Source organism: Xenorhabdus bovienii, from assembly GCF_024721015.1.
Lineage (GTDB): Bacteria > Pseudomonadota > Gammaproteobacteria > Enterobacterales > Enterobacteriaceae > Xenorhabdus > Xenorhabdus bovienii.
This window is the reverse complement of the sequence record NZ_JANAIF010000001.1, coordinates 123,330-146,933: the sequence shown is the minus strand read 5'-3', so window position 1 is coordinate 146,933 and position 23,604 is coordinate 123,330. Positions and strand designations below refer to the sequence as shown.

18 protein-coding genes are annotated in these 23,604 nt (G+C 42.6%); 10 read left to right on the top strand and 8 right to left on the bottom strand.

Annotated features, from left to right (window positions below):
- The first annotated feature begins 214 nt into the window (after positions 1-214).
- From NXS07_RS00600 to NXS07_RS00555, 10 genes are all read left to right on the top strand, one after another.
- Entirely contained in the window at positions 215-2,035 is a 1,821-nt protein-coding gene (locus NXS07_RS00600) for an IucA/IucC family protein (RefSeq protein WP_238098359.1), read from the top strand.
- Positions 2,036-2,147: 112 nt separating this feature from the next.
- The gene (locus NXS07_RS00595) at positions 2,148-4,331 is read left to right on the top strand and encodes a TonB-dependent siderophore receptor (protein ID WP_413743151.1); all 2,184 of its coding nucleotides are present in this window, start codon (positions 2,148-2,150) and stop codon (positions 4,329-4,331) included.
- A gap of 70 nt (positions 4,332-4,401) precedes the next feature.
- Positions 4,402-5,430 (top strand): iron-siderophore ABC transporter substrate-binding protein, encoded by a 1,029-nt coding sequence (locus NXS07_RS00590; protein WP_038222309.1) that lies wholly within the window; start codon positions 4,402-4,404, stop codon positions 5,428-5,430.
- Positions 5,420-6,427 carry a FecCD family ABC transporter permease gene (locus NXS07_RS00585; RefSeq protein WP_172664687.1) on the top strand — a complete coding sequence of 336 codons (1,008 nt, stop codon included), beginning with the start codon at positions 5,420-5,422 and terminating at the stop codon, positions 6,425-6,427. Before NXS07_RS00590 ends, NXS07_RS00585 begins: the two co-directional genes overlap by 11 nt.
- A gap of 3 nt (positions 6,428-6,430) precedes the next feature.
- A complete protein-coding gene (locus tag NXS07_RS00580; RefSeq protein WP_038201283.1) occupies positions 6,431-7,477 on the top strand; it encodes a FecCD family ABC transporter permease in 1,047 nt (348 codons plus the stop codon).
- Positions 7,477-8,292 (top strand): ABC transporter ATP-binding protein, encoded by an 816-nt coding sequence (locus NXS07_RS00575; RefSeq protein ID WP_258085969.1) that lies wholly within the window; start codon positions 7,477-7,479, stop codon positions 8,290-8,292. Before NXS07_RS00580 ends, NXS07_RS00575 begins: the two co-directional genes overlap by 1 nt.
- 68 nt (positions 8,293-8,360) lie before the next feature.
- Complete coding sequence (gene fhuF, locus NXS07_RS00570) at positions 8,361-9,128, top strand: siderophore-iron reductase FhuF (RefSeq protein WP_038201277.1); 768 nt, start codon at positions 8,361-8,363, stop codon at positions 9,126-9,128.
- Between the two features lie 426 nt (positions 9,129-9,554).
- Positions 9,555-10,874, top strand: a complete 1,320-nt coding sequence (locus NXS07_RS00565; RefSeq protein ID WP_258085968.1) for a lysine N(6)-hydroxylase/L-ornithine N(5)-oxygenase family protein — start codon at positions 9,555-9,557, stop codon at positions 10,872-10,874.
- On the top strand, positions 10,874-13,282 hold the full coding sequence (locus tag NXS07_RS00560) for a GNAT family N-acetyltransferase (RefSeq protein ID WP_258085967.1): 2,409 nt from the start codon (positions 10,874-10,876) through the stop codon (positions 13,280-13,282). Before NXS07_RS00565 ends, NXS07_RS00560 begins: the two co-directional genes overlap by 1 nt.
- Before the next feature lie 399 nt (positions 13,283-13,681).
- Positions 13,682-14,329, top strand: coding sequence for a Qnr family pentapeptide repeat protein (locus NXS07_RS00555; RefSeq protein WP_238125488.1), 648 nt, complete (start codon positions 13,682-13,684; stop codon positions 14,327-14,329).
- Between the two features lie 110 nt (positions 14,330-14,439).
- Here NXS07_RS00555 and emrB read toward each other — a convergent pair whose 3' ends face one another.
- The 8 genes from emrB to proV form a co-directional block, all read right to left on the bottom strand.
- On the bottom strand, positions 14,440-15,981 hold the full coding sequence (gene emrB, locus NXS07_RS00550) for a multidrug efflux MFS transporter permease subunit EmrB (RefSeq protein ID WP_038217508.1): 1,542 nt from the start codon (positions 15,979-15,981) through the stop codon (positions 14,440-14,442).
- A 15-nt stretch (positions 15,982-15,996) separates the two neighbouring features.
- Complete coding sequence (gene emrA, locus NXS07_RS00545) at positions 15,997-17,175, bottom strand: multidrug efflux MFS transporter periplasmic adaptor subunit EmrA (protein WP_038201264.1); 1,179 nt, start codon at positions 17,173-17,175, stop codon at positions 15,997-15,999.
- 243 nt (positions 17,176-17,418) lie between these two features.
- Complete coding sequence (gene mprA / locus NXS07_RS00540; protein WP_038201261.1) at positions 17,419-17,946, bottom strand: transcriptional repressor MprA; 528 nt, start codon at positions 17,944-17,946, stop codon at positions 17,419-17,421.
- A gap of 129 nt (positions 17,947-18,075) precedes the next feature.
- Positions 18,076-18,408 carry an L-valine transporter subunit YgaH gene (gene ygaH / locus NXS07_RS00535; protein ID WP_172664730.1) on the bottom strand — a complete coding sequence of 111 codons (333 nt, stop codon included), beginning with the start codon at positions 18,406-18,408 and terminating at the stop codon, positions 18,076-18,078.
- A complete protein-coding gene (locus NXS07_RS00530) occupies positions 18,404-19,195 on the bottom strand; it encodes an AzlC family ABC transporter permease (protein WP_242425213.1) in 792 nt (263 codons plus the stop codon). Before NXS07_RS00530 ends, ygaH begins: the two co-directional genes overlap by 5 nt.
- Positions 19,196-19,386: 191 nt before the next feature.
- Positions 19,387-20,391 (bottom strand): glycine betaine/L-proline ABC transporter substrate-binding protein ProX, encoded by a 1,005-nt coding sequence (proX, locus tag NXS07_RS00525; RefSeq protein WP_046338060.1) that lies wholly within the window; start codon positions 20,389-20,391, stop codon positions 19,387-19,389.
- A gap of 44 nt (positions 20,392-20,435) precedes the next feature.
- A complete protein-coding gene (gene proW, locus NXS07_RS00520; protein ID WP_258085966.1) occupies positions 20,436-21,530 on the bottom strand; it encodes a glycine betaine/L-proline ABC transporter permease ProW in 1,095 nt (364 codons plus the stop codon).
- Positions 21,520-22,722: a glycine betaine/L-proline ABC transporter ATP-binding protein ProV gene (gene proV, locus NXS07_RS00515; RefSeq protein WP_038192342.1), complete on the bottom strand. Its 1,203-nt coding sequence runs from the start codon at positions 22,720-22,722 to the stop codon at positions 21,520-21,522. The genes proW and proV overlap by 11 nt, the downstream gene beginning before the upstream one ends.
- Positions 22,723-23,604 lie beyond the last annotated feature (882 nt).

Here is a 23,604-nt window from a genome sequence, read left to right as displayed (position 1 = left end):
AAGTCTTTACATTTTATGGTTGTTAATAGTAATGATTTTAATTATCATCCATGCAAGAAAAAATAGAAAGATCGTAATTTTAGTGAGCTAGAATTAACCCCCCCCAGAGCTGGATAGCAATATCCAAAGTTTATATATAGGTGTATCTACCCTGTCAGTCATGTTTATGCATGGAAACGGGATGATGCTGGATATGAATGAAGGGTTTTATTAAATGAGTCCGTTGTACACTAAATTGAGTCCTCAAACCTCGCATTTAACTAGAGAAAGCTGGTTACATGCTAATAGGCATCTTGTAGCAAAAATATTGCGTGAACTTTTGCATGAGAAATTAATCTTTCCGGTAAATCAGAGCACGGATAAATCTTATTCGATTGAAATTGATCAATTTCAATACCATTTTAAGGCACAATCCTACCAACTTGACCATCTGGATATTGATGTTGCGTCAATAACGAAATTCAGTCATAACCAACCGCAGCCTCTTGATGCCATTCAACTGATTATTGAGTTGCATCCACTGTTGGATATTTCTGAGAAGATGCTGCCTATTTATCTTGATGAAATATCCAGCACGCTTTATGGCTACGCTTTTAAATATCAAAATAATCGGCTGACCGCACAGAACTTGGCTCAAGCTGATTATCAGGCTGTGGAAACAGCGATGACTGAAGGGCATCCTGTCTTTATTGCTAATAACGGCCGTATTGGTTTTGATGCTGATGATTATTTACACTATGCACCAGAAAGCGCAAATCCAGTGACATTAATTTGGATTGCCGTGCATCGGAATAAAACCGTTTTTTCTGCATTATCTTCGCTCTCTTATTCACAGCTGGTGGCAGAAGAACTGGAAAAATATTTGCCAGCCCGTTTTGAACAACACATGCAGACATTGGGATTAAATCTGTCAGATTATTACCTGATGCCTGTGCATCCTTGGCAATGGCTGCACCGTATTGCCATCAGTTTTGCGGCAGATATTGCCAACCAAGAAATTGTTTATCTTGGTGAAGGCCATGATCGCTACCTTGCCCAGCAATCTATTCGCACATTTTTCAATATCAGCCAGCCCAAGAAAAATTATGTGAAAACGGCGCTGTCAGTCCTCAATATGGGGTTTATGCGTGGGTTGGACCCGCATAGCATGGTGACGACACCGCAAATTAATGAGTGGCTCAATCATTTAGTAGAATCCGATGTTTTCTTTCAGGAAAAAGGGTTCACCATATTGCGGGAACGTGCAGCAATAGGCTATTTCAATCATTACTTTGAAGCAGCAATTAAAAAAGATAATCCGCATAAAAAAATGTTGTCAGCGTTATGGCGTGAAAGCCCAATGACGATTCTGAAAGAAACTCAGCGTCTGATGACCATGGCTTCATTGTTACATGTTGATAGAGAAGGTGATGCGGTCGTTGCTGCCTTGGTTAAGGATTCAGGTTTATCGGCGGAAGCGTGGGTAACGCGTTATCTTGATGCCTATTTTTCTCCACTGCTACATTCTTTCTTCACTTATGATCTGGTCTTTATGCCACATGGCGAAAACCTGATGCTGGTATTGGAAAACAATGTACCGGTAAAAATGTTAATGAAAGATATTGGTGAAGAAATTGCAATTTTGAATGGAGATATCCAACTCCCTGAAGAGATTGATTTCCTGCATGTCACCATCAAGGATGAAATGAAAATTAATTATATTTTCCTTGATATCTTTGACTGTTTCTTCCGCTATCTGACCCCTCTGTTGCAAAAACATCTTGCATTGCCAGAAGCGCGCTTTTGGGAGTTAGTGGCTCAGTGTGTTTACAACTACCAGTCACAACATCTGAATCAGATAGAAAAATTCCGCAAATTTGATCTGTTTAAGCATGATTTTGTGCGTACTTGCTTGAATCGCCTGCAAATGGCGAATAACCAGCAGATGATTGATCTCGATGATCGTGAAAAGAACCTGAAATTTGCCGGAACTTTAGTTAATCCACTTCACGCCCTACGCGAAAAATACGCTGTCACTGTTGAGACAGATAACTGATGGGTACGTCAAAGTAAAAATAATAACAAATCAATTTGGTAATGGGATAAGTAGAGTGATAAATCCAATTTTGCAACCGAATCATTTGACCAAGAAAAAAGTGCTTTCTCTCATGATCCCGCTGATTTTGGCGGGAAATAGCACGGCTATGGCAGAAGAAACACAGAGTAAAAACGATAAAATTATCGTAACGGCAGGAGCGCCAGGGCATGAAGGTGTAACGGAAGACACTGGAATGTACAACACCTCCTCAATGGTGACCGCGACAGGTTTGAATATGTCTGCCCGTGAAACACCACAAAGTGTTAGCGTAATGACCAAACAGCGGATGGTGGATGAAAATCTGAGCAGTGTTGAGAGCGCTATTGGTAGTATTACCGGTATGACTGTCCGCCAGGCTGACAGTGATCGTTTTACTTTCACTTCAAGAGGTATGACGGTTAAAAACATGCTACGTGATGGCGTGCCGACTTTTTATGATATCCGTTTTAATTATGGTGATAACCTGATGGATACCACCATTTTTGATCGCCTTGAAGTGGTGCGTGGAGCGGCTGGCCTAATGGTGGGGCCAGGCACACCTTCAGCAGCGGTTAACGTGATCCGTAAACGTCCAACCCAAGATTTCCGAGGTGAAATGACGCTGGGCGGTGGTTCTTGGGATAAATGGCGGACTGGCCTTGATCTGTCTGGCCCATTAAATGAAGACGGGACAGTCAGAGGGCGTTTTGTCACCGCTTATCAACGTTCCAATTCTTTTATTGATCGTGACAAACATGAGAAGTATCCCTTCTATGGCATTCTTGAAGCGGATCTGACAGAAAATACTTTGCTGACCGTCGGTGCGGATTATCAGATTAACCATACCCGTGGCGGTATGTTTGGTGGTTTGCCTATTTATTTTAAAGATGGCAGTAAAACCGATTACAAACGCAGTGACAGTTATGCGCCTGATTGGGCGTTTTCTAAAGTCCGCTCATTCTCTACCTTTACCAGTTTGCAACACCAATTTGATAATGGCTGGAGTGTGAAAGGAACCTTTACTTATGATCACGGTACTCTTGACCAGAAAGTATTGTGGGCAACGGGTTTTCCTGATCGGGTGACTAATGAGGGAATGTATCCGGGCAACATGACGTTGATTGATGGAACTCGTCGCCAGCGTAATTTCGATTTGCAGGTAAACGGTGACTATAGATTGCTTGGGCGTACCCATCACGCCAGCTTTGGTCTGAATTATCAGAAACAGAATTTCCAGAATGATTACTATTACGCCACCTGTATGCGTGAGGAAAATTCTGTTAAAAAAGATCAAGAAAGAACAGGAAAAAGAAATAATTGTAATTACTTAGGGGATTTTACTCAATCTTCATGGGGTTATGCTGAACCAACGTGGGGTAAAAACAGAACAACTGGCTCTGATGGCTATAACGAACAAACCGCGGGCTATGCCGTCACTCAAATCTCACTCGCTGATCCTGTAACATTGATTCTTGGTGGCCGTCTCACCAGTTGGAAAACTCGTGGTGATAATTTCGATGTGCCACAAAATGCCAGCTACAGTGATGAATTTGTACCGTATGGTGGGTTGGTTTATAACATTACGCCAGACTTCTCCGTTTATGGCAGTTATACCAAAATCTTTGATCCAGAAAGTCGAATTAACCGTAATGGCCAACTCCTTAAACCAGTCACAGGTGAAAACTATGAACTGGGTCTGAAGGGTGTTGCTTTGGATAACGGTCTTGATTACTCATTGGCAATTTTTGATATCCGTCAGGATAATTTTACGGAATGGGATAGCACTGCTCCACGACGTCCAGATAACATCAGAACTTATTATGTGCTCAATGGGGTAAAAACCCGTGGTTTCGAAGCTGAAGTTAGTGGTCAAATTACCGATGATTGGCGGATTTATGCGGGTTACACCCAATTCCGTGCGACTGATCCAAAGGGCAAGCGTATCAATACGGATAACCCAAGTCGGTTATTTAAACTGTTCACAACGTATACGTTGCCGGGTGTCATGAGCGATTTAACGCTTGGAGGTGGTGTCAACTGGCAGGACAAAACGTGGTTGGAGCTTGATACGCCTACTGGTAAACGCCAAGATAAGCAAGGCAGCTTTGCCACAGTTAAGTTGATGGGACGTTATCAATTTACACCGGATCTTTCTCTGAGCGTGAACTTGAATAACCTCTTTGACAAGAAGTACTACACCTCGTTCGGGGGCTATACCCAGTACTACTACGGTGCACCACGTAATGTCGAAGCAACATTGAGTTATAAATTTTAAGAAAATCACGGACGGCGACGATGTATTTTTATTCATCTGAACAACAACGGGCTGTAAAGGGTTACTGGTAATGGTATTAACACGTTGCAAAATGCTGGTCGCCGTGCCGTTGATATTGCTGGTAAGTTTGCTGGTAGGCTGTGATAAGCCAGCGGTCTCAAAAAATTTACCGACGGATGCCGTTGGCTATCCTAAAACGATCGCCACCGCGCTGGGAACGGCGGTAATAAACCAATCGCCGCAAAGGATTGTGGCGTTGGGAACGGGCAGCGAAGATATCTTGCTGGATCTGGGAATCATTCCGATTGGGATTGAATCTCATCGCTGGGGCGGAGACGCTGAAGGCTATTTGCCTTGGTTTAGGGACGAGATAGAACGGCGTGGCGAAAAACTGCCAGTCATTATCGAGATGTACCCTGAACTGGATATCGAAAAAATTATCAGTCTGAAGCCAGATTTGATTTTGGCAACGCAATCGGGCATCACGCAGGAACAATACGATCATCTGTCCCATTTTGTTCCTGTGATTGCTTATCCGGAAAAACCGTGGCAGACGACACCACAGCAGCAGATAGCGCTGGTAGCTCATGCATTGGATAAAATACAACTGGGAGAAAAACTCAGTGCCGAACTGGATACAATGCTGTTACAGGCAGGCAGCACGGTTCCTAATGTAGGGCGTTATCGATTTGCTTATATTAAGGCGGGAACGACAGGGAACATTTTGTCGATCTATGTCAAAAATGATCCACGCGTTGATACGATGGTACATCTTGGCCTGTCTTTGCTCCCGTTGGCTGACACCTTAACTGCGCCTTTTGGTAGTTTTTCAGCCAATATCGGTTTGGAAAACGCCGACTTGCTCAATGGTGCGGATATTCTGGTGACTTGGTATTCCAGCGAAAAAGAGCGCCAGGATACGGAAGCACAGCCTCTGTTTAGCTCTATCCGCGCTGTTCGCCAAGGGGGATATATTCCGTTGACCGATCAGTCAATTGTAATGTCCATGTCCTATGGCTCACCACTCAGTCTGCGTTGGGGGTTGTCAAGGTTTATGCCGTTGCTGAAGCAGGAGATAGCAAAACATAATGAACGCTAAACGGCGAACTGCCCTCATATTGGGTTTGGTATTAATGGCATTGCTAACCTGTCTTTGCATTGTTGCGAGCTTGAGTTTGGGTTCAAAATCATTGCCGCTGTCAGCGATCTGGCAGCATTATTGGTTGGGAGATCAAGGCAGTTATTACGATTTGGTCATTAATGCCCGTGAACCTCGCACACTGATTGGTTTAATGGCGGGAGCGGCACTGGCGCTTGCGGGAACAGTAACCCAAGGGCTGTTACGCAATCCGCTGGGTGATCCCGGTCTGCTCGGTATCAATGCAGGTGCGGCAACTGCCGTAGTCTGCTTTTCTTTTATTCCTGCTCTGGACATACTGCCGCGTTTTTGGACCGCTTTTATTGGTGCAAGTCTGTCAACATTGCTGTTCTATTTGTTGAGTGGAGGGCCTCGCAATACAAACTCTGTACGTTTGGTTTTGACGGGAGCGGCTATCCATGCCTGCCTGTTTGCGTTGGTGCAAGGTATCGTTCTGATAAATGCACAGGCCATGGACAACTATCGTTTCTGGACAATTGGTTCTTTAAGTGCAATGTCGTTGAACGAAGCCAGTTTGTTGATCCCTTATTTGCTGGTGGCTGTGGTCGTGACACTTTCGCTCAGTGCTTCTCTGAATGTGATGGTCTTTGGTGAAGGGATTGCCAGTTCTCTGGGGGCGAATGTTGCCCGTACCCGCATATTATCGCTGGTGATGGTTACCATGCTGGCAGCCACAGCGACGGCAATGGCCGGCCCAATCTCATTTATTGGTCTGGCCGCACCGCACTTAATGCGTGCACTGGTAGGCAGTGATTTTCGTTGGTTGTTACCTTACTGCCTGTTCGCTGGCCCCTGTCTGCTGCTTATCTCAGATGTCGTGGCCCGGTTGCTGATTGCGCCACAAGAGATCATGGTGGGTATTATTACGGCTGGCATGGGTGCTCCGTTGCTTTATCTGGTCGCTAAAAATCGTTCACAGAAAATAATGGCAGAGTAGAGCATGGCGCAGATAAATTTCACGGCAGGGCAGCCAAAAATCAAAACCTTCACGTTGGGCAATGCCGTCTTTATTGCGCCTTCATCGCATACGAGCAGAGTGACTCTGTCAATGTTGCTGCTGCTTGTGGCGCTCTTTTATCTGGCTTTGTCGTTAGGCCGAGAAGGCATGGATAATCCTTTTCTGGCGATGGAGACGCCTTATCAGGAATTTATCCTGTTGCAGATCCGCTTACCCAGAGCGCTGGTGGCAATAGGTGCAGGTATGACGCTGGCACTGTCCGGTTCCCTTTTTCAGTTGACGACCCGCAATGCACTTGGTAGCCCGGATATCATTGGCATTAATGCAGGAGCGGCTGTCGGTATCATGGTTGCATTGCTTTTCTGGCCAAGTATATTGCCGGTTCCTTTGGGGGCGTTATTGGGTGCCTGTCTTGCTGTATTGCTGGTTTATATCGGCAATGGTTCGGGTGTTGGCAACATGCAGGCTAACAAAATAGTGATTTCGGGGATTGCCGTTGCCACATTTTGCATGGCATTTGTCGATTTTGCTATCTCGAATATTCGTATTGAGCAGGCTCAGCAGATCAGCTCGCTATTGCGTGGCAGCCTTGCCAGCCGACGCTGGCAGGATGTCGGGCTTATCAGTGGCATGGTGATTTTCATTCCCTTTTTGTGTTGGCTGGGCAGGCAATTGAACTATACCCATTTTGGTGATGATATTGCTAATACCCTTGGTGTACCTGTCCGTTTCATCCGGATTGTCAGCATATTGCTGGCCGTAACCTTTGCCACAATGTCGGTATTAGTCGTGGGGCCTGTCGCTTTTATTGCGCTGTCTGCACCACAAATTGCCCGACGGTTGGTACGGGCGAAAGGCGCAGCATTGTTTTGCTCTGCCTTGGTGGGGGCTTTGTTGATGCTGGCTTCTGATTTAATTACCCTGATATTACCAACGGTAGCTCGCTTGCCTGTAGGAGTGATTACCGCGGTGGTTGGTGGTATCTATTTAATGTATTTACTGTATGCCGAATTAAGGAGAACGCGATAATGTCATCGGATGCTAATTCCCCAGTGGTTACTTCACGGCTGAAAGCCCATGATCTTTCACTGGCATACGGTAAAAGAACCATTATTGAAGGGGTGAATCTCGCGATTCACGATAGTGAATTCAGTGTCATTATTGGCTCTAACGGGTGTGGAAAATCAACACTGTTGCGCGCTATCAGTCGAAATATGCAGCCACAGCGAGGTGAAGTTCAGCTTGATGGAATCAATATCCATCGTTATAAGCCAAAGGCGGTGGCGCGCGAGCTATCACTGCTGACGCAGGGCGCCACCGTGACGGAGGCACTGACAATTTATGATTTAGTTTCCCGTGGGCGTTATGCCTATCAATCTTTCCTGCGGCAATGGTCAGCAGAAGATGAGCGCGTGGTTAATGAAGCATTGCAGGCGGTGGATTTAGATGAGATGTCGCAGAAATTGGTCAGTGAACTTTCAGGCGGTCAGCGCCAGCGCGCTTGGTTTGCTATGACATTGGCACAGCAAACTCCGATCATTCTGTTGGATGAGCCGACCACTTATCTGGATATTACGCACCAAATTGAGTTACTCGATTTATGTCAGCGTCTGCACAGACAAGGAAAAACGCTGGTGTTGGTATTGCATGATATTAATTTGGCGCTGCGTTATGCATCACATTTGATCATGATGAAAAATGGTCAAATTTATGCCGAAGGCGTACCTGAAGAGATTGTCACTGAACAAAGTATTGCAGATGTTTTTGGTTTGGAATGCAGAATTATCCGTGATCCTGAATCTGACAAGCCATTGATTATTCCTAAATACAAAATGAATAAATAATCAACAATACTATTTTTATATAGCGTGTGTTTGGGTTAGGACATAAATATATAATAGGGGAATTTTTAATGATAAATAAAAATAATGAAATTTCCAATGAATGGGTATCTAAAATAGAGATTGAAGATATTATTAGACTATTTGATGGCGCATTCAGTCACTTTAATTCATCAATGAAAGTGAATGCGGAGAATATTCCTTCAGATAGTATGGAATTTTATCAATGGTCGAGCGAAAAAGAATTCTCATTATTGATGAAACGCTATCAAGATGCATATTATGGTAATAATGAACAGAAACCAAATCAGAAAGGGCTTTGTTCTTTATGGGCACAATGGTATTTTGGTTTAACTATTCCTCCTATGATGCTAATGTTGCTGGAATATTCCCAACCTATAGATACAGATTATCATCTTTTTCAGATTGAATTTCATGAAAGTGGCAGGCCAGATATTGTGTATTATCAGTTAACGTGGTTGAACGAATCTTTATCACTATTGGAACGTTATCATTCTTTGCTTGATCGTCATATTATTCCTGTGTGTGAGAAAATTGAATCTTATCGGGGAATAAATGGCCGCTTATTATGGAACAATATTGGTTATGTGATTCACTGGTATTTGGATAATTTCAAGGGAAGAATGAGCACTGAACAATATGAATCGTTGATACAGAATCTTTTCTTCGAGCAAACGCTACCAGATGGCAGGGATAATCCGCTTTATCGTACGATGATCTTGAAAAATAATATCATACAGCGTCGCAGTTGCTGCCAAAGAAACAAATTGCCGGGTGTGGGGAATTGTCACGATTGTCCTCTTGAATCTACAGCATAAATAGAATCAGCTAAATTCATTTTTTTACAAAAATAAAAAATTATCATTTATTGATAATTACGTACTTTATTAATTTTTTGGTTGATAAAGGTATTTGTTTTTATTAAAAATAATGTCGAGAAATTATCTAAGATAATTTATATAAACAATAAGGATATATAATGTCTTAAGAGGCTCAAATAACTGCCAATCCGTTGGTGAAAAACGCCTCATTAATGGGATTTTAATTATTTTAAAGATGGTTATTTTTAAAACACCAGTGATGTTATTGTCAAGATAAAAAGAATATTAAATAAGATAAATTTTCCTTTTATTTTTAGCATCATAAATATGTTAGCTACATTCATTTCCGCTTATATTGCCAGCGGTGATTGCTGAAATGGTAATCGAAATTATAAATTCATCTTATATTTATTAGGAGTGATTATGACAACTAAAACTTATGATTTTATCGCGATTGGAATCGGCCCATTTAATCTGGGATTGGCTTGTCTGGTGCAACCGATAAAAGAGATTACCAGCCTGTTTATTGATCAGAAAGCCGGCTTTAACTGGCATCCCGGCATGATGCTTGAGAGTTCCACCATGCAAACGCCGTTCATGGCAGATTTAGTGACATTGGCATCTCCTACCCATCCTTTGAGCTTTCTCAATTATATTAAACAGAAAGGCCGTATTTACTCGTTCTATATTCGGGAAAGTTTTTTCCTGATGCGCAAAGAGTATAACCAATATTGTCAGTGGGCGGCGGAACAACTATCTAATTTGCGTTTTAATACGCGGGTTGAGAATATCAGTTATGACGCCTCTACTTCACTTTATACCTTGCATTGCGCTGATACTCTGACTGGGCAAAAACACCAATTTTTCTGCAAAAAATTAGTGTTGGGAACCGGGCCTTCGTCCTATATTCCAAAATGTTGCAGACCGTTTGCTGATCATATGGTGACATCGGGAGATTATTTAGAAAATAAGGCCGCCTTACAGCAGAAGAAATCGATTACTGTTCTGGGAAGCGGCCAAAGTGCAGCGGAGATTTTCTACGATCTGCTTGAGGATATTGATGCCCATGGTTATCAACTCAATTGGGTAACTCGCTCCCCACGTTTTTTCCCTCTCGAATATACCAAGCTAACGTTGGAAATGACTTCACCAGAATATGTGGATTACTTCTATAGCTTGCCGGAGAACAAACGTGAAGCATTGAATCGTTCGCAACAGTCACTTTATAAAGGCATTAACAGTTCACTTATCAATGAAATTTTCGACTTGATGTATACCAAGCGATTGAGTGGGGAATTAGATGTTTCGTTGTATACCAACAGCGAATTGCGACAAGTACATTTTATAGCGGAAAGACAAGGCGTCGTAGAAGAACAGAAATTGATACTGGATTTATTCCAGCATGAACAGGAAGCGGCATTTTCTTTGGAAACAGAGGGATTGGTGCTTGCCACGGGTTATCAATACCAGATCCCAAGTTTTATGGAGGGTATCCAGCATCTTATCCGCTGGGATAAACAGGGGCGTTATGATGTTCAGCGTAATTACAGCATCGATTGCAGAAACGAAATTTTTGTACAGAACGTCGAGCTTCATACTCATGGTTTTGTGACGCCGGATTTGGGCATGGCCAGTTACCGTAACTCTCGCTTGATTCAGGAAATTACTGGAACGGAACATTATGTGATAGAGAAAAGTATTGCGTTTCAACAGTTTGGTGTTGCGAGTGAAGGAGTATTCTGATGTCTGCCGTTGCTACTGTTTCATTTGAAAAAACGCTGCCTGATTTGGGCACCTTTTCATTGCGTCCACTGGATCTGACAGAGGATATTGCTGCTATTACCGATTGGGTTAATCAGGAATATGCCTATTATTGGGGGATGCAAAGTCATACCGAACAACAGGTAAAAACCTTTTATCAAGATCTGTTGAATCGCCAGCCTGATTCTGTCTTTATCGGAATTTACCAAGAACAGCCTGTATTTTTGCTGGAGTGTTATTGGGCGCAGGATGATCAAATAGGAAAATACTATCCAGCCCGTCCGGGTGACATGGGAATGCATATTCTGGTTGCGCCATCTGAACAGAAAATCAGTCAATTTACATGGGGAATTTTCCAGACAATTATCGCGTTTATTTTTAAAAATCCTGCTGTGAACAGAATTGTCGTCGAGCCGGATATACGAAATGAAAAAATCCATCGGCTCAACTTGCGGGCTGGCTTTGTTTACGACAAAACTGTGCAGTTATCCCACAAAACCGCAGGGTTGGCATTTTGTACTCGGGAGCAACATCAAATGGCATTACAATCAGCGAAATTAGCAGTACCTTCTAACCAGACTCATTATCTTGTCAGCCATTTACATCCCGCCATTTGGCAGAAGGTTAATCGGCTGCATTTGAGGAAAGCCATTTCTGAATTTTCCCATGAATGTTTACTGTTCCCTGAACAATTGACAGAAAAAGCAGATCAAGACGGTTATCACCACTATCGTTTGGATAATCCTGAATACTCAGTTAATTATCATTTCAGAGCGCGCCGATTGGCTTTAGATCACTGGTTGATTGATGCTGACTCGTTGCGGAAAATGCAGGCAGGTGACTGGTGCGAGCTGGACTTTATCAGCTTTATCATTGAATTCAAACAACAGCTTGGTATCAGTGATACCGTGATGCCGACTTACCTGGAAGAACTGACGAGCACATTGCATAGCAGTGCATTCAAATATCACCGAAACGGTATCGATGTAGAAGAGTTGGTCAATGCTGATTTTCAGACAATCGAAGCTGAAATGATGGAAGGGCATCCGATCTTCGTCGCTAACAATGGGCGTATCGGCTTTGATGCGGAAGATTTCCAGAAATTTACTCCTGAGTCAGCTTCTGACATGCGTTTGGTATGGTTGGCGGCGCATAAAAGTAAAGCTCACTTTGCCTGCATTGAACAACTCAGTTACCAACAATTGATGGAGCAGGAACTGGGGGAAGCGGAAATAGCCAAGTTTAACCATCAACTGATCCTTCTTGGGCTTAATCCAGAAGAATATCTGCTGATGCCATTCCATCCGTGGCAGTGGCAAAATAAACTGCCATCCGTATTTGCGCACGACCTTGCCAACCGAAAACTGGTCTATTTGGGGCAAGGAACGGATGTATATCAGGCTCAACAATCGATACGAACCCTGTTCAATCGCAGCCATCCACAGCGGTATTACGTAAAAGTAGCATTATCCATCCTCAACATGGGATTTATGCGTGGGTTGTCACCTTATTATATGGCAACAACGCCAGGTATTAATGACTGGCTGTTTGATTTGGTACAAAAGGACGCTGTTTTACAGGGCTACGGTTTTCGGTTGTTGAGGGAAGTTGCGAGCATCGGTTTTAGAAACAGTTATTATGAGCAGGCCATTCATGGTGATACGCCTTATAAGAAAATGATGGCGATGCTGTGGAGGGAAAATCCTCTGCCATTGATTGAACCAAATCAGAAGCTGATGACGATGGCTGCATTATTACATCATGATCAGCAGGGGAAAGCCTTCCTGCCAGCCTTGATATCTGTATCAGGTCTGCCGACTCAGGAATGGATACGTCGTTATCTGGATTGCTATCTGTCACCATTACTGCACTGTTTGTATGCTTACGATTTGATGTTTATGCCACATGGTGAAAATATCATTATGGTGCTGGAGAATCATATTCCGCAATACATCTTCATGAAAGATCTGGCAGAAGAAATTCTGGTCGTGAACCCCGATGCGGATTTGCCAGAAAAGGCCAGCCGAGTGAAAGTCAGTATGCCGGAAGAGATGAAAACATTGACCATTTTATCTGATGTGTTCGATGGTGTGTTCCGCTATTTATCGGCAATTCTTGATGAGCAGGGCGGATATTCGCAAGAACTATTTTGGCAGGCTGTGGCGGATTGCATTCTGGATTACCAATCTCATCATCCAGAATTTAGTCAACAATTTGTGCGTTATGAACTGTTTACGCCAGAAATAAAACGTTGCTGCTTGAACAGATTGCAAATTGCCAATAATCGACAAATGCTGGATTTATCTGATCCCGCACTGAGTTTTAAGTTTGCTGATAATCTGACTAATCCAATTGCCCCGTTTGTTAAGAACATTGTAAATGTTGTTTAATTATCAACTTATCTGTATCTGAAACGATTTAAACCTCATCAGCCACGACTGTCTCTTGATTATAAGTTTGACTCAAGAGACAGATAATTATGATGAGGTTTTATTATATGGTTATATCTCTGAATTGTATTTAATTAAATAATCTATATTGAAAAACTACGATATAATTTACTTTAAATAGAGTGGCTAGGTTTAATAATATATTTATTATATTAAAATATACGCTAATTTATCTAATATATAATAAGATGATTTTATTAAAATACTATTTTATTATGATGTCATTTTATGATAAATAATTAAATGAACAGAATTTTTATAACCATCGGGTGGACACATCAGTAAGAATGCTTCAAAATCGCTGCTAAGAACAGTTCTGCCCCAACAGTTGGAGTTATTATGCAAGGGCTTGAATTATATGAAGAGAAAATCGAACGTGACCAATTTCGTGGAGAAATTATTAAAAACAGTAAGTTTTTAAATTGCGACTTTTCGAGTAGCGATTTGAGAGATACCCAGTTTATCGATTGCCAGTTTTATGAGCCAACAAATTATCTGGGCTGTAATTTCAAACACGCTATGCTGAAAGAAGCCAGTTTCAAAAACTGTGATTTGTCCATGGCAGACTTCAGGTATATTAATGCTCTTGGTATAGAGATTCGCGGGTGTAGGCTTCAAGGAGCCGATTTTCGGGGCGCCAGTTTTATGAATAGGGTGAGTGCCAACATCCAGTTCTGCTCTGCTTATATCACTAAATGTAACTTAAGCTACACAAACTTTGCTGATGTTATTCTTGAAAAATGTGAATTATGGGAAAACCGCTGGCATGAAACCCATATTTTGGGAGCGAGGTTCAGTGGTTCCGATCTTTCCGGTGGTGAATTTATCTCTTTTGACTGGAATGCGGCCGACTTTACTTATTGTGATCTGACTAATTCTACACTGGGTGAGCTTGATATTCGGAAAGTTGATTTGAAAGGCGTTAAATTAGAGTCTTATCAAGTCGCAGAACTGTTAGAACGAATTGGCATTGTGGTAATGGCTTAAGGGATAATGAATTAAATTCTGAGCTTAATTTAACGGGAGCATTCACTCCCGTTGATAAGTAGTCGATTTAAACAGGTAGACTTAAACAGATAGATTAAAGATAAATAGCCCTAATGTGCGCCTCCGCTATCTTTACTTCCTGCGCTAAATGGGGGTTTTGCCATCCATACCAGTAGCACCAAAACCAAAAATATTCCCGCCGCAAGCCAAAAAATTTCATTGGCAGAGATAATTAACCCTTGATGAGTGATCTGCTTTGCCAGATAAGCTGAAATTTGCTGGTCATTCATGCCCAACTGTGTCAACTGCTGATATGTTTGCTGATAATTCGGATCATACGGATTGATATGCTCTGTAAAGTAGGAGTGATGCATAGCTTCACGTTGTGTCCATATCGTAGTTGTAATGGAGGCTCCGATTGAACCTGACAATATGCGGATAAAGTTGGACAGGCTGGAAGCTGACGCCATGCGTTCCGGTGGTAAACCTGACAAAGTGATCGTGGTCAGAGGCATGAAGAAGCAAGCCATGGCAAATCCCTGAAAAAATTGAGGCCATGCAACAGCGGCAAAATTCATGCCTGGCTCAAATGTATACGCCCGCCAATAGAAACAAACAGTGTAAATAATGAAACTGACTGTCACGATATAACGCATGTCGATCTTATGGCCATACTTTCCAATGAGCGGTGAGAGCAGTAAAGGCATCAATCCGATTGGTGCGGCAGCTAAACCTGCCCATGTCGCAGTATAACCGAAGACTTCCTGTAATAGCTGCGGCAGCAAGACTATCGTGCCAAAGTAAAACATGAAGGCAAGGCTGAGGCATAGTGTACCAATGGTGAAATTACGCTCTTTAAACAGTGATAGATCGATAATGGGATGATCGTCAGTGAGTTCCCAGACAATTAGAATGGTTAATGAAATAACGGCGATCACGGTAAGGACAATAATTTCAGTGGAGTTGAACCAATCAAGTTCTTTTCCTTGGTCAAGCATGACTTGCAGACAACCAATCCCAAGGACCAACAGCACTAACCCGACAGTATCTATGGCGTGGATTTCTGTTTTAGTTTCTCTATTCCGCAGTGTTTGTCTTGCGACAAAGATAATGGCGATGCCAAGGGGAATGTTAATAAAGAAAATCCATCCCCAGTGGTAGTTATCACTGATATATCCCCCCAGAATCGGGCCACAAATCGGCGCAACAACGATCACCACGGACCAGAGTGCAAGTGCCATGTTTCGTTTGGCAGGAGGGTAATTATTCAATAACAGGCTTTGACAAAGTGGAATTATCGGCCCTGCGACCACTCCTTGGATAACGCGAAATAAAATCAGTACTTCCAAACTGTTGGAGATACCACATAGCCATGAGGAGAAAGTAAAGAGTGCGGTAGACCAAATGAACAGCTTGACCTCGCCAATGCGCTTTGCCAACCAGCCAGTAATAGGAATGGATATTGCATTTGCGACACCAAAGGAGGTAATGACCCATGTTCCCTGTGAGTTTGATGCCCCCAGATTGCCCGCAATCGTCGGTATGGCGACATTGGCAATAGTGGAGTCCAGAACCAACATGAAAGTAGCCATTGCAAGGGAAATGGTCAGCAGCGCCAGTTTAGCGCCTGTAAGTGGTTCTCGTGTCACCATAACGTCCCCTTAAGACTAATTCCTTGAATGACTATTAATGACGTCATTAACTATTTTATTGGCAGGAGCCATATCGATCGTCAGTGCATTCGTGTGATAAGCGGGGTGATGGCGTTCAGAGGTTGCCAGTGTCATTTCACGGGTATCTGCTGTATCTACCGTGACTTTTGTCGATAACCCAATGCGCAGGGGATACTGCTTCAATTGCTCAGGATCAAGCTCAATACGGACAGGCAAGCGTTGAACAACTTTAATCCAGTTGCCACTGGCGTTTTGGGCGGGTAATAGAGAAAACGCACTACCGGTTCCCATATCAAGGCCTGCCACTTTGCCCGTATATACGACACCATCACTGTAAAAATCGCTGATGATTTTTACTGTCTGCCCGATACGCATGTTGGCGAGTTGGGTTTCCTTGAAATTGGCCTCAATCCACATATTGCTGGCAGGGACGATGACCATCAAAGGTGTCCCTGAATTAATGCGGGAGCCTACCTGAACATTACGACGAGAAACATATCCATCAACAGGACTGACAATTTTAGTCCTCTGTAAGGCTAGCCAGGCATCACGAACCCCTGAAGCGGCTTTTTCTACCGCAGGTTGTTTATCCAGTGGAGTATCCAGAATGGTGGCCTGATTACTGTTGTACTGCGCGATTGATACATCCAGATCAGCTTTGGCAATCGCGACACTCTCACGCGTATGTTGCAGCTCTTCTTTACCAATGACTTCCTTAATACCAAGTATTTCCCTGCGGTTTAGATCGTTTTGTGCCTTGCTGAGAGCAATCTTTTTCAGGTTGATGACGGCTTGATATTGTTGATTATCGAGTATGCGCTGGTGGGTGGTTCGAACGGCTGTGGCTAACTCATTTTCGGCTTTTTTCAGTACCAGTTCAGCATCAAGGGGATTGAGTTGCACTAGAACACTACCGCTTTTTACAAAATCGGTATTGTCAAAATAGACGGTAGTCACGCTGCCAGTGACCTGAGACATGACCTGTACCTGATTTCCTGTCACATAGGCATTGTCGGTTTCCTGATGATGACGTAAAACGAGGAACCAATAAACAGTATAAACGGCACCAAGGATAAGAAAGAGTAAGGTCAGTAATATGATGATACTTCGGCGCTGTCTTTTCTTATTGCGGCTCGTAGCTGTCGGGGATTTTATTTCCTCTTTAATATTCATGGTGAATCTCCGTGTTTTTCTTGTTTAACTTGCTGTTTTTTTAAAACCATTGTAGACAGAACACACCTCCAGTAGTGTGCATTTACACTACTGGAAAGGGTGAATTACATGGATTCAAATATTATCTGAGGATAATAGTTAGCCATATGAGGTATCAGATGATACAGGCTAGCAGAAAAGATTTTTTAGGTCATGTTGCCATAACACGTTTTTCTTGATGCGAACTGTTCGGTACAAATAGAATCACTTTTTAAAACAATCCCCGATATTATCCAATCGAGCCAATAATTTTCTCATCAATTTCTCTAACTGTTTTTGTTCCTCCTGTTCAAGCGCAGACCAAAGTTTAATCAGGCAGTCATGTTGAGGTGGAAGTAAACTATTCAAGAAATTTGTACCTTTCTCTGTTAGATGAAGATGGAGGCAACGACGATCGTTATGGCTCTCTTTTCTTTCTATCCAGCCTTGCTTTTCTAATTCATCAGCAATCCGAGTTGCGTTTGTGCGGGAAGAACCCAATGCAGCACTAAGTTCTGATGGCTGAATGCTACGACTTTCTTTGGTATCCAGGATCATCAGTGCCATAAACAAGGTTTCATTGATTCCTTGCGCTCTCAGCATGTTATTACGATTTTCCAGTATCTTACCCTGGACATGCATCGATAAGCGAGTGAGTAATATCTCTTGATAGGGCAAACTTTTGTTCAACTCTTTTTGCTGTGTAACACGGCAATTAAGCAACTCTTCAGTGGGAGTGAATGAACTTTCCATTGTTTAGATACCTTATTAGTTTCAACCGGTAAAGTAACTTCTGTTAAAAACCCTACAAATACTATATTAAAAGTTAAATTTAGCAATTGTAGTTATTTATTATCATCATATTTCTTTTAATATTGATACCTAATTCATAAATACCTTGAATGTTAATCCAAAAACAGTGGCTCCAGACAGTGTGGCAATGCTGATACTTCGTGTTTTATAGAACAGTAAACAGATAGTCAGGCAGCCGATCAAAGTCGGAAAAAATTTATTATGTTCGCGTATGACTTCAGGAATACCTGAAACAATAAGGAGCGAACAAATTGATGCAATACCAATACTGTCCAGTACAACCCCAGTATTTCCCGCTTTGGTCATAGGCGAGCGATTGACACCAAAGCGCAAGGGTAGATAACGGAATAAAAAATTGGCTACCCCTACAACAATACCGATTAGAAGTATTCTATTATCAATCATCAGTTTTATTCTTATTCAACTGTGTGGTATGAAACTGAAGAAGTGCTGTCAGGCAACCACCCAAAATTCCCGCAAGAATGGCAACCGGGATGGAAAAGCATGTGACACCTATCAACGCACCCGCCAGAGACGCAGTAACGCAGTAGCTATTTTGTTTTTTGACAGATGCCAATAAAAAACTTAAAAACAGGGCTGGGAGCATAAAGGTCATGGCGGCTTCAACGGCTGGATATGAGTCCAGATAACCATTCCCCAGCAGGGAGCCTGCTACGGTTCCCAGTACCCAGGATAGCCATGAACACATAGCGATCGCGACCATCCAGTTTTCACTCCAGCTACGCTGGTCTTTAATCAATTTAGCGGTCGCTGCGGCAAAAACCTCATCAGTCAGACCAAAAGCCCAGATCGCAGTTTTCTTTTCTGATAATTTTTGTTTGATGCGATAACGCAGAGCTGGGCCATATAGAATATGGCGGATATCCATCGCCAGGACGGTCAAAGCAGAAACCCACAGAGACATACCTGCACTAAGCAGAGCGGTGATGATAAATTGGCTTGCCCCCGCATAGATGACACATGAAAAAAATATGGCTTCGAGGGGAGTAAAGCCCAGCTTTACGGCACTCAGGCCAAATGCGAAGGCGATGGGAATATAGCCAATGGCAATGGGTAAGCTATCAATAATGCCTTCTGAGAACGAAGAAATTTTGTTCGGAATGGGGAGCTCAGGTATGGATGTCCCAGATTTTGGGGTATCGGGCGCAGGTTTATCAGGTATTGGCATGGAGCTGATTGTTTTTTTGTTAATAGGTGAAACAACATTAACAAAATATGGTGAAAGTGAAAATATGAAATGTATAAATTATTTAATTAATATTATTAAGGCCCGTGTTTTTTATAGGTTTTTAGCAGTGTGGAGATAAAAGTCATAAATTTTCGTTAATGAATTTACAACTTTTTTTGAGAAGTACAAGGTTAGCCTGTTTTTTGTCCAGTCGCCTTTCTGGCAGCCTCAAGCCATTCATCAACGATTGTCTGGTGTGCTCTGAGCCAACCTTCAGCATGATGTTCAATATCAATATCAGAAACTTTGTTACTGTGCATGCGCAAATTCTGTGCGTTGATATCAGCAACTGGCAATTTCATGACAGCAAAAAGTGTTGCAGCCGCCGGGTTTTTCTCTGCCCAGGTCTTGTTTGCCACAATATGCATAGTACTGGGAGGAAAACCATAGTTACGGCCATTTGGCAATTGGGTATCAACCACACCGTCATCATTGAGCGCAGAGAAGGGAACCTGTAGCCATATCACATCCGTACCTGGTTTCAGTACATCGCTGATCCAGTAAGGTGTCCACGTGTAATAGAAAATAGGTTTGCCTTCTCGATAGCGAGCGATCGTATCAGCCATCATAGCAGCATAGTTTCCTTGATTATGTTCGACGGTATTCTCCAATCCATAGGCTTTTAGTTGGCTGTTAATTGCCTTTTCGCATCCCCAACCGGGGTTACAACCGGTTAAATCTGCCTTACCGTCTCCATTGCTGTCAAACAACTTAGCAAGTTGGGGATCTTGTAATTGTGCGATATTGGTGATGCGATATTTTTCTGCCGTTTTTTTATCGATCAAATAACCTTGAACAGCATTTTCAACATATGTTCCTTTGCGATAGAATTTTTTATCACCACCTGCGGCTTTGTATTGCGCGTTATGGAGGGGAACCCAATTAACGGCCATGAATGTGGCATCACCAGCGGCAATGGAAGCATAAGCGACATTATAATCGACTTCTTTGATGGGTTTGATGTCATAGCCGAGTTTTTCCAACGCCTTGCAGACAATCAGTGTCTGAAAAGTTTCTTCGCTGATGGTGCTTTGCAGCGGTTGTACACTGATGCCTTTGCCGGGCAGTTCAACGGCAAATAGCGGCATGCTCACTAATGATGACAGGGTTAATCCCAAGATCGTATTCTTATTCATGATCTTTTTACACCGAGTTATGATACGCATAGTTTCTCTCTCCGTTATTTGTCGGTTTGAACGTTATTGTCACAGGAGGATTTTCGTGCCCATTTTCGGGCAAAAAGTGTGATGAACAGCCCTATCGGCCCCGAGTGATACCAGAGTCCGCCTCTGACACGGCTGTTTTTCCCCAGAGATTGGGTCAGTCGATCAAGGATAATGGCAAGAATGACAATTCCTGCGCCCCCAACGGCTGCCAGCCCTATATCAAGACGGCCAATCCCGCGCAGTACCATCTGTCCCAAACCACCAACGGCTATCATGGAAGCAATGACGACCATGGAGAGTGCCAGCATTAATGTTTGATTCACGCCTGCCATAATTGTAGGCATGGCAAGGGGAAGCTGAACTTTGAACAACATTTGGCGTGGACTTGCACCAAAGGATCGGGCTGCCTCAATGAGATCTGCCGGAACTTGTTTGATCCCTAAAATTGTCAGGCGAACAATGGGCGGCAAGGCAAAAATGATCGTGACCATGACCCCAGGCACATTACCGATGCCGAACAACATCACGATAGGAACGAGGTAGACAAAAGCTGGTGTTGTCTGCATTGCATCCAGCAAGGGGCGGACAATTCGGGCAACCCGTTCACTGTGTGCTAGCCAGATAGCGAGCGGTAAGCCAATGAGAATGCAGAACAGCAGAGCCGTGAGCACCAGTGCCAGTGTTATCATGGCTTCAGACCATGCGCCAATAGCACCGATCAGGATCAGTGAAATGAAGGAAGTGACCCCTATACCCGCTCCTGCAAGCTGCCACGCCAGCAGTGCGAAAATTAGAATGGTCACGGGAGCAGGCATGGAAACCAGAAACTGTTCAAACCCGTTTAAGATAAAATCGACCGGAACACGTACACCTTGAAAAATAGGCCGGAAATGCAGGACGAGCCAGTCAATAGCGTGGGTTACCCATGAATCAAACGGAATCAGTTTATGCTGAAAAGGCGCCATGATATTGAAGTGTTCTGATGAAATCTCAGTTGCGGAAGTATCCAGCCAATCATTATTTGATGATGGATCGACTGTGGCGCTATTGATCCAAGGATCACTGAAGGTTGCCTGATCAGATGCTGTCTGCGGGGTTTTACTGCTCATTAGGTGTTTCCTTATCTAAAGCCTGTAACAGGATCCCTTTGGAAATGACACCTAAATAACGGTCATTATCACCCACAACAGGAACAGCACAGGGGGATTGCGCCACGATAGATATCAATTCATGCAGCGGCATATCAGCCGAGACGGCGGCGGGTTCTTTCAAAATGGCATATTCAATCGATTGCTTTTCTGTCAGCGCTTTTTGTAAGGAGCAGACCGAAACCACGCCAATAAATTTCTGGCCTTTTTCGATCAGATATCCATAACTCCTGTCTTCATCATCCAGAACTTTCAGAGCCGAGCGAGGGCCAAAACCTGTGGCTATATGGAGCAGAGCTTCTTGCCGACGACGAGCAACATCTTTTGCTGAGAATACATGGCTAATATCTACACCTCGGAAGAACGTTTTGACGTAATCATTGACAGGATTATTCAGGATCTCATCAGGTGTACCCACTTGTACAATGATGCCCCCCTGCATGATTGCAATGCGATCACCGATGCGCATTGCTTCATCCAAGTCATGGGAAATAAATATAATCGTGCGCTGGTGCTCGCCCTGCAGACGTAGTACTTCGTCCTGCATTTCGGTACGGATCAGGGGATCGAGAGCAGAGAAGGCTTCATCCATCAATAGAATATCGGGATCATTGGCTAATGCTCTCGCTAACCCGATACGCTGTTGCATACCGCCGGAAAGCTCATCGGGATATGACAGAGCGTAGTTTTCCAGATTCACTTGTTTCAAGGTTTCAAGTGCCTTGTAGTGACGCTCTTTTTTGGGAATGCCGGCAAGTTCCATCCCAAACGCGGTATTTTCCAGAACATTTAAATGGGGCATGAGTGCAAATGACTGGAAAACCATACTCATTTTACTGCGGCGAACCTCCCTCAGTTGGATGTCTGAAATAGCAGCAATATCTTTTCCATCAATGAGAACCTGACCTCTGGTGGGTTCTATCAGACGATTGAGAAGGCGTACCAGCGTGGATTTACCTGAACCGGATAACCCCATGATGACAAACACTTCGCCTTCTTCAATGGCCAGATTGGCGTTTTGCACTCCAATTGCCAGCCCGGTTTTTTCAAAAATCTGTTCCTTGTTGAGACCGGATTCTAATAACTTAAATGCGGGTTCTGGATGATCGCCGAATATTTTATATAAATTTTTAACTTCGAGTTTAATTGTCATGCAATAAATATTTTCCGTTTGTTAATGATATATTTTCTTTATTACTCCGAATCATTCGAATCATTTTTTCACATATCTACCCTAGCACACTGAAATATGTTGACAACCCCTTGTTTAGAATTATTAATCAAAATGGATATTTATTATGGCGTAATGTTTGTGACTATAATTTGATTTTTAATCTTTTTTAAGAAAGAAAATATGTAATCCTAAAAGCGTATTTTAGGTAGTGTTGATGACTCATCTTTCTGTTATATATTTATTTTTTTTGTTTTTTTAGGTGTCATTTTTTTAGGTGTTACAGAAAATTTGAATTAATCTGTATTTTTATTTTACATGCAATAAAAATATTTCAATCAATAAGAAATTTTAATTTATTTTAACGGTTTTATATCAGGGTATGTAGAAAAAAAGCTAAATTTTGGTGAAAGCAATACAACTTACTCCCTTCATTTTTCAAGTCGCTGTTTTGTTGACTACTTTTACTTACTCTATCCACATCGTTATCTATATCTATGCTTTGGGAATTCGTTTTACTTGCTACCGTACTGCAACTTGAAATTTATTAGACACAGTATAGTAATTACTTATATATCTCATCAGACAGATCTTGCGTTGTAGAGAAGGCTGGCAAAATTGTACCAAACACAACTGTGTTTGCCATAAATGATAACGCTTCTGGTAAAATTACTTTCTGAGTACTGCTGTAGCTAATAATAAAAACTAACATTTTTGTATTATATTCGGATAATCTATTTATGAAATAAATACAATATATGTTGTGTTTTTTTATAAAAGCCACTATATATAGTGGCTTTATCTTTTTTGAATGAACCCCATTAAAAATAGGGTGTTCAATCAGATTGGCAATCCTCTGATTTT

What these genes read in the sequence shown, in the direction of transcription:
- NXS07_RS00600 (WP_238098359.1), top strand. Translation starts at nt 215, where the DNA reads ATGAGTCCGTTGTACACTAAATTGAGTCCTCAAACCTCGCATTTAACT.
- NXS07_RS00595 (WP_413743151.1), top strand. Translation starts at nt 2,148, where the DNA reads ATGATCCCGCTGATTTTGGCGGGAAATAGCACGGCTATGGCAGAAGAA.
- NXS07_RS00590 (WP_038222309.1), top strand. Translation starts at nt 4,402, where the DNA reads ATGGTATTAACACGTTGCAAAATGCTGGTCGCCGTGCCGTTGATATTG.
- NXS07_RS00585 (WP_172664687.1), top strand. Translation starts at nt 5,420, where the DNA reads ATGAACGCTAAACGGCGAACTGCCCTCATATTGGGTTTGGTATTAATG.
- NXS07_RS00580 (WP_038201283.1), top strand. Translation starts at nt 6,431, where the DNA reads ATGGCGCAGATAAATTTCACGGCAGGGCAGCCAAAAATCAAAACCTTC.
- NXS07_RS00575 (WP_258085969.1), top strand. Translation starts at nt 7,477, where the DNA reads ATGTCATCGGATGCTAATTCCCCAGTGGTTACTTCACGGCTGAAAGCC.
- fhuF (WP_038201277.1), top strand. Translation starts at nt 8,361, where the DNA reads ATGATAAATAAAAATAATGAAATTTCCAATGAATGGGTATCTAAAATA.
- NXS07_RS00565 (WP_258085968.1), top strand. Translation starts at nt 9,555, where the DNA reads ATGACAACTAAAACTTATGATTTTATCGCGATTGGAATCGGCCCATTT.
- NXS07_RS00560 (WP_258085967.1), top strand. Translation starts at nt 10,874, where the DNA reads ATGTCTGCCGTTGCTACTGTTTCATTTGAAAAAACGCTGCCTGATTTG.
- NXS07_RS00555 (WP_238125488.1), top strand. Translation starts at nt 13,682, where the DNA reads ATGCAAGGGCTTGAATTATATGAAGAGAAAATCGAACGTGACCAATTT.
- emrB (WP_038217508.1), bottom strand. Translation starts at nt 15,981, where the DNA reads ATGGTGACACGAGAACCACTTACAGGCGCTAAACTGGCGCTGCTGACC.
- emrA (WP_038201264.1), bottom strand. Translation starts at nt 17,175, where the DNA reads ATGAATATTAAAGAGGAAATAAAATCCCCGACAGCTACGAGCCGCAAT.
- mprA (WP_038201261.1), bottom strand. Translation starts at nt 17,946, where the DNA reads ATGGAAAGTTCATTCACTCCCACTGAAGAGTTGCTTAATTGCCGTGTT.
- NXS07_RS00530 (WP_242425213.1), bottom strand. Translation starts at nt 19,195, where the DNA reads ATGCCAATACCTGATAAACCTGCGCCCGATACCCCAAAATCTGGGACA.
- proX (WP_046338060.1), bottom strand. Translation starts at nt 20,391, where the DNA reads ATGAATAAGAATACGATCTTGGGATTAACCCTGTCATCATTAGTGAGC.
- proW (WP_258085966.1), bottom strand. Translation starts at nt 21,530, where the DNA reads ATGAGCAGTAAAACCCCGCAGACAGCATCTGATCAGGCAACCTTCAGT.
- proV (WP_038192342.1), bottom strand. Translation starts at nt 22,722, where the DNA reads ATGACAATTAAACTCGAAGTTAAAAATTTATATAAAATATTCGGCGAT.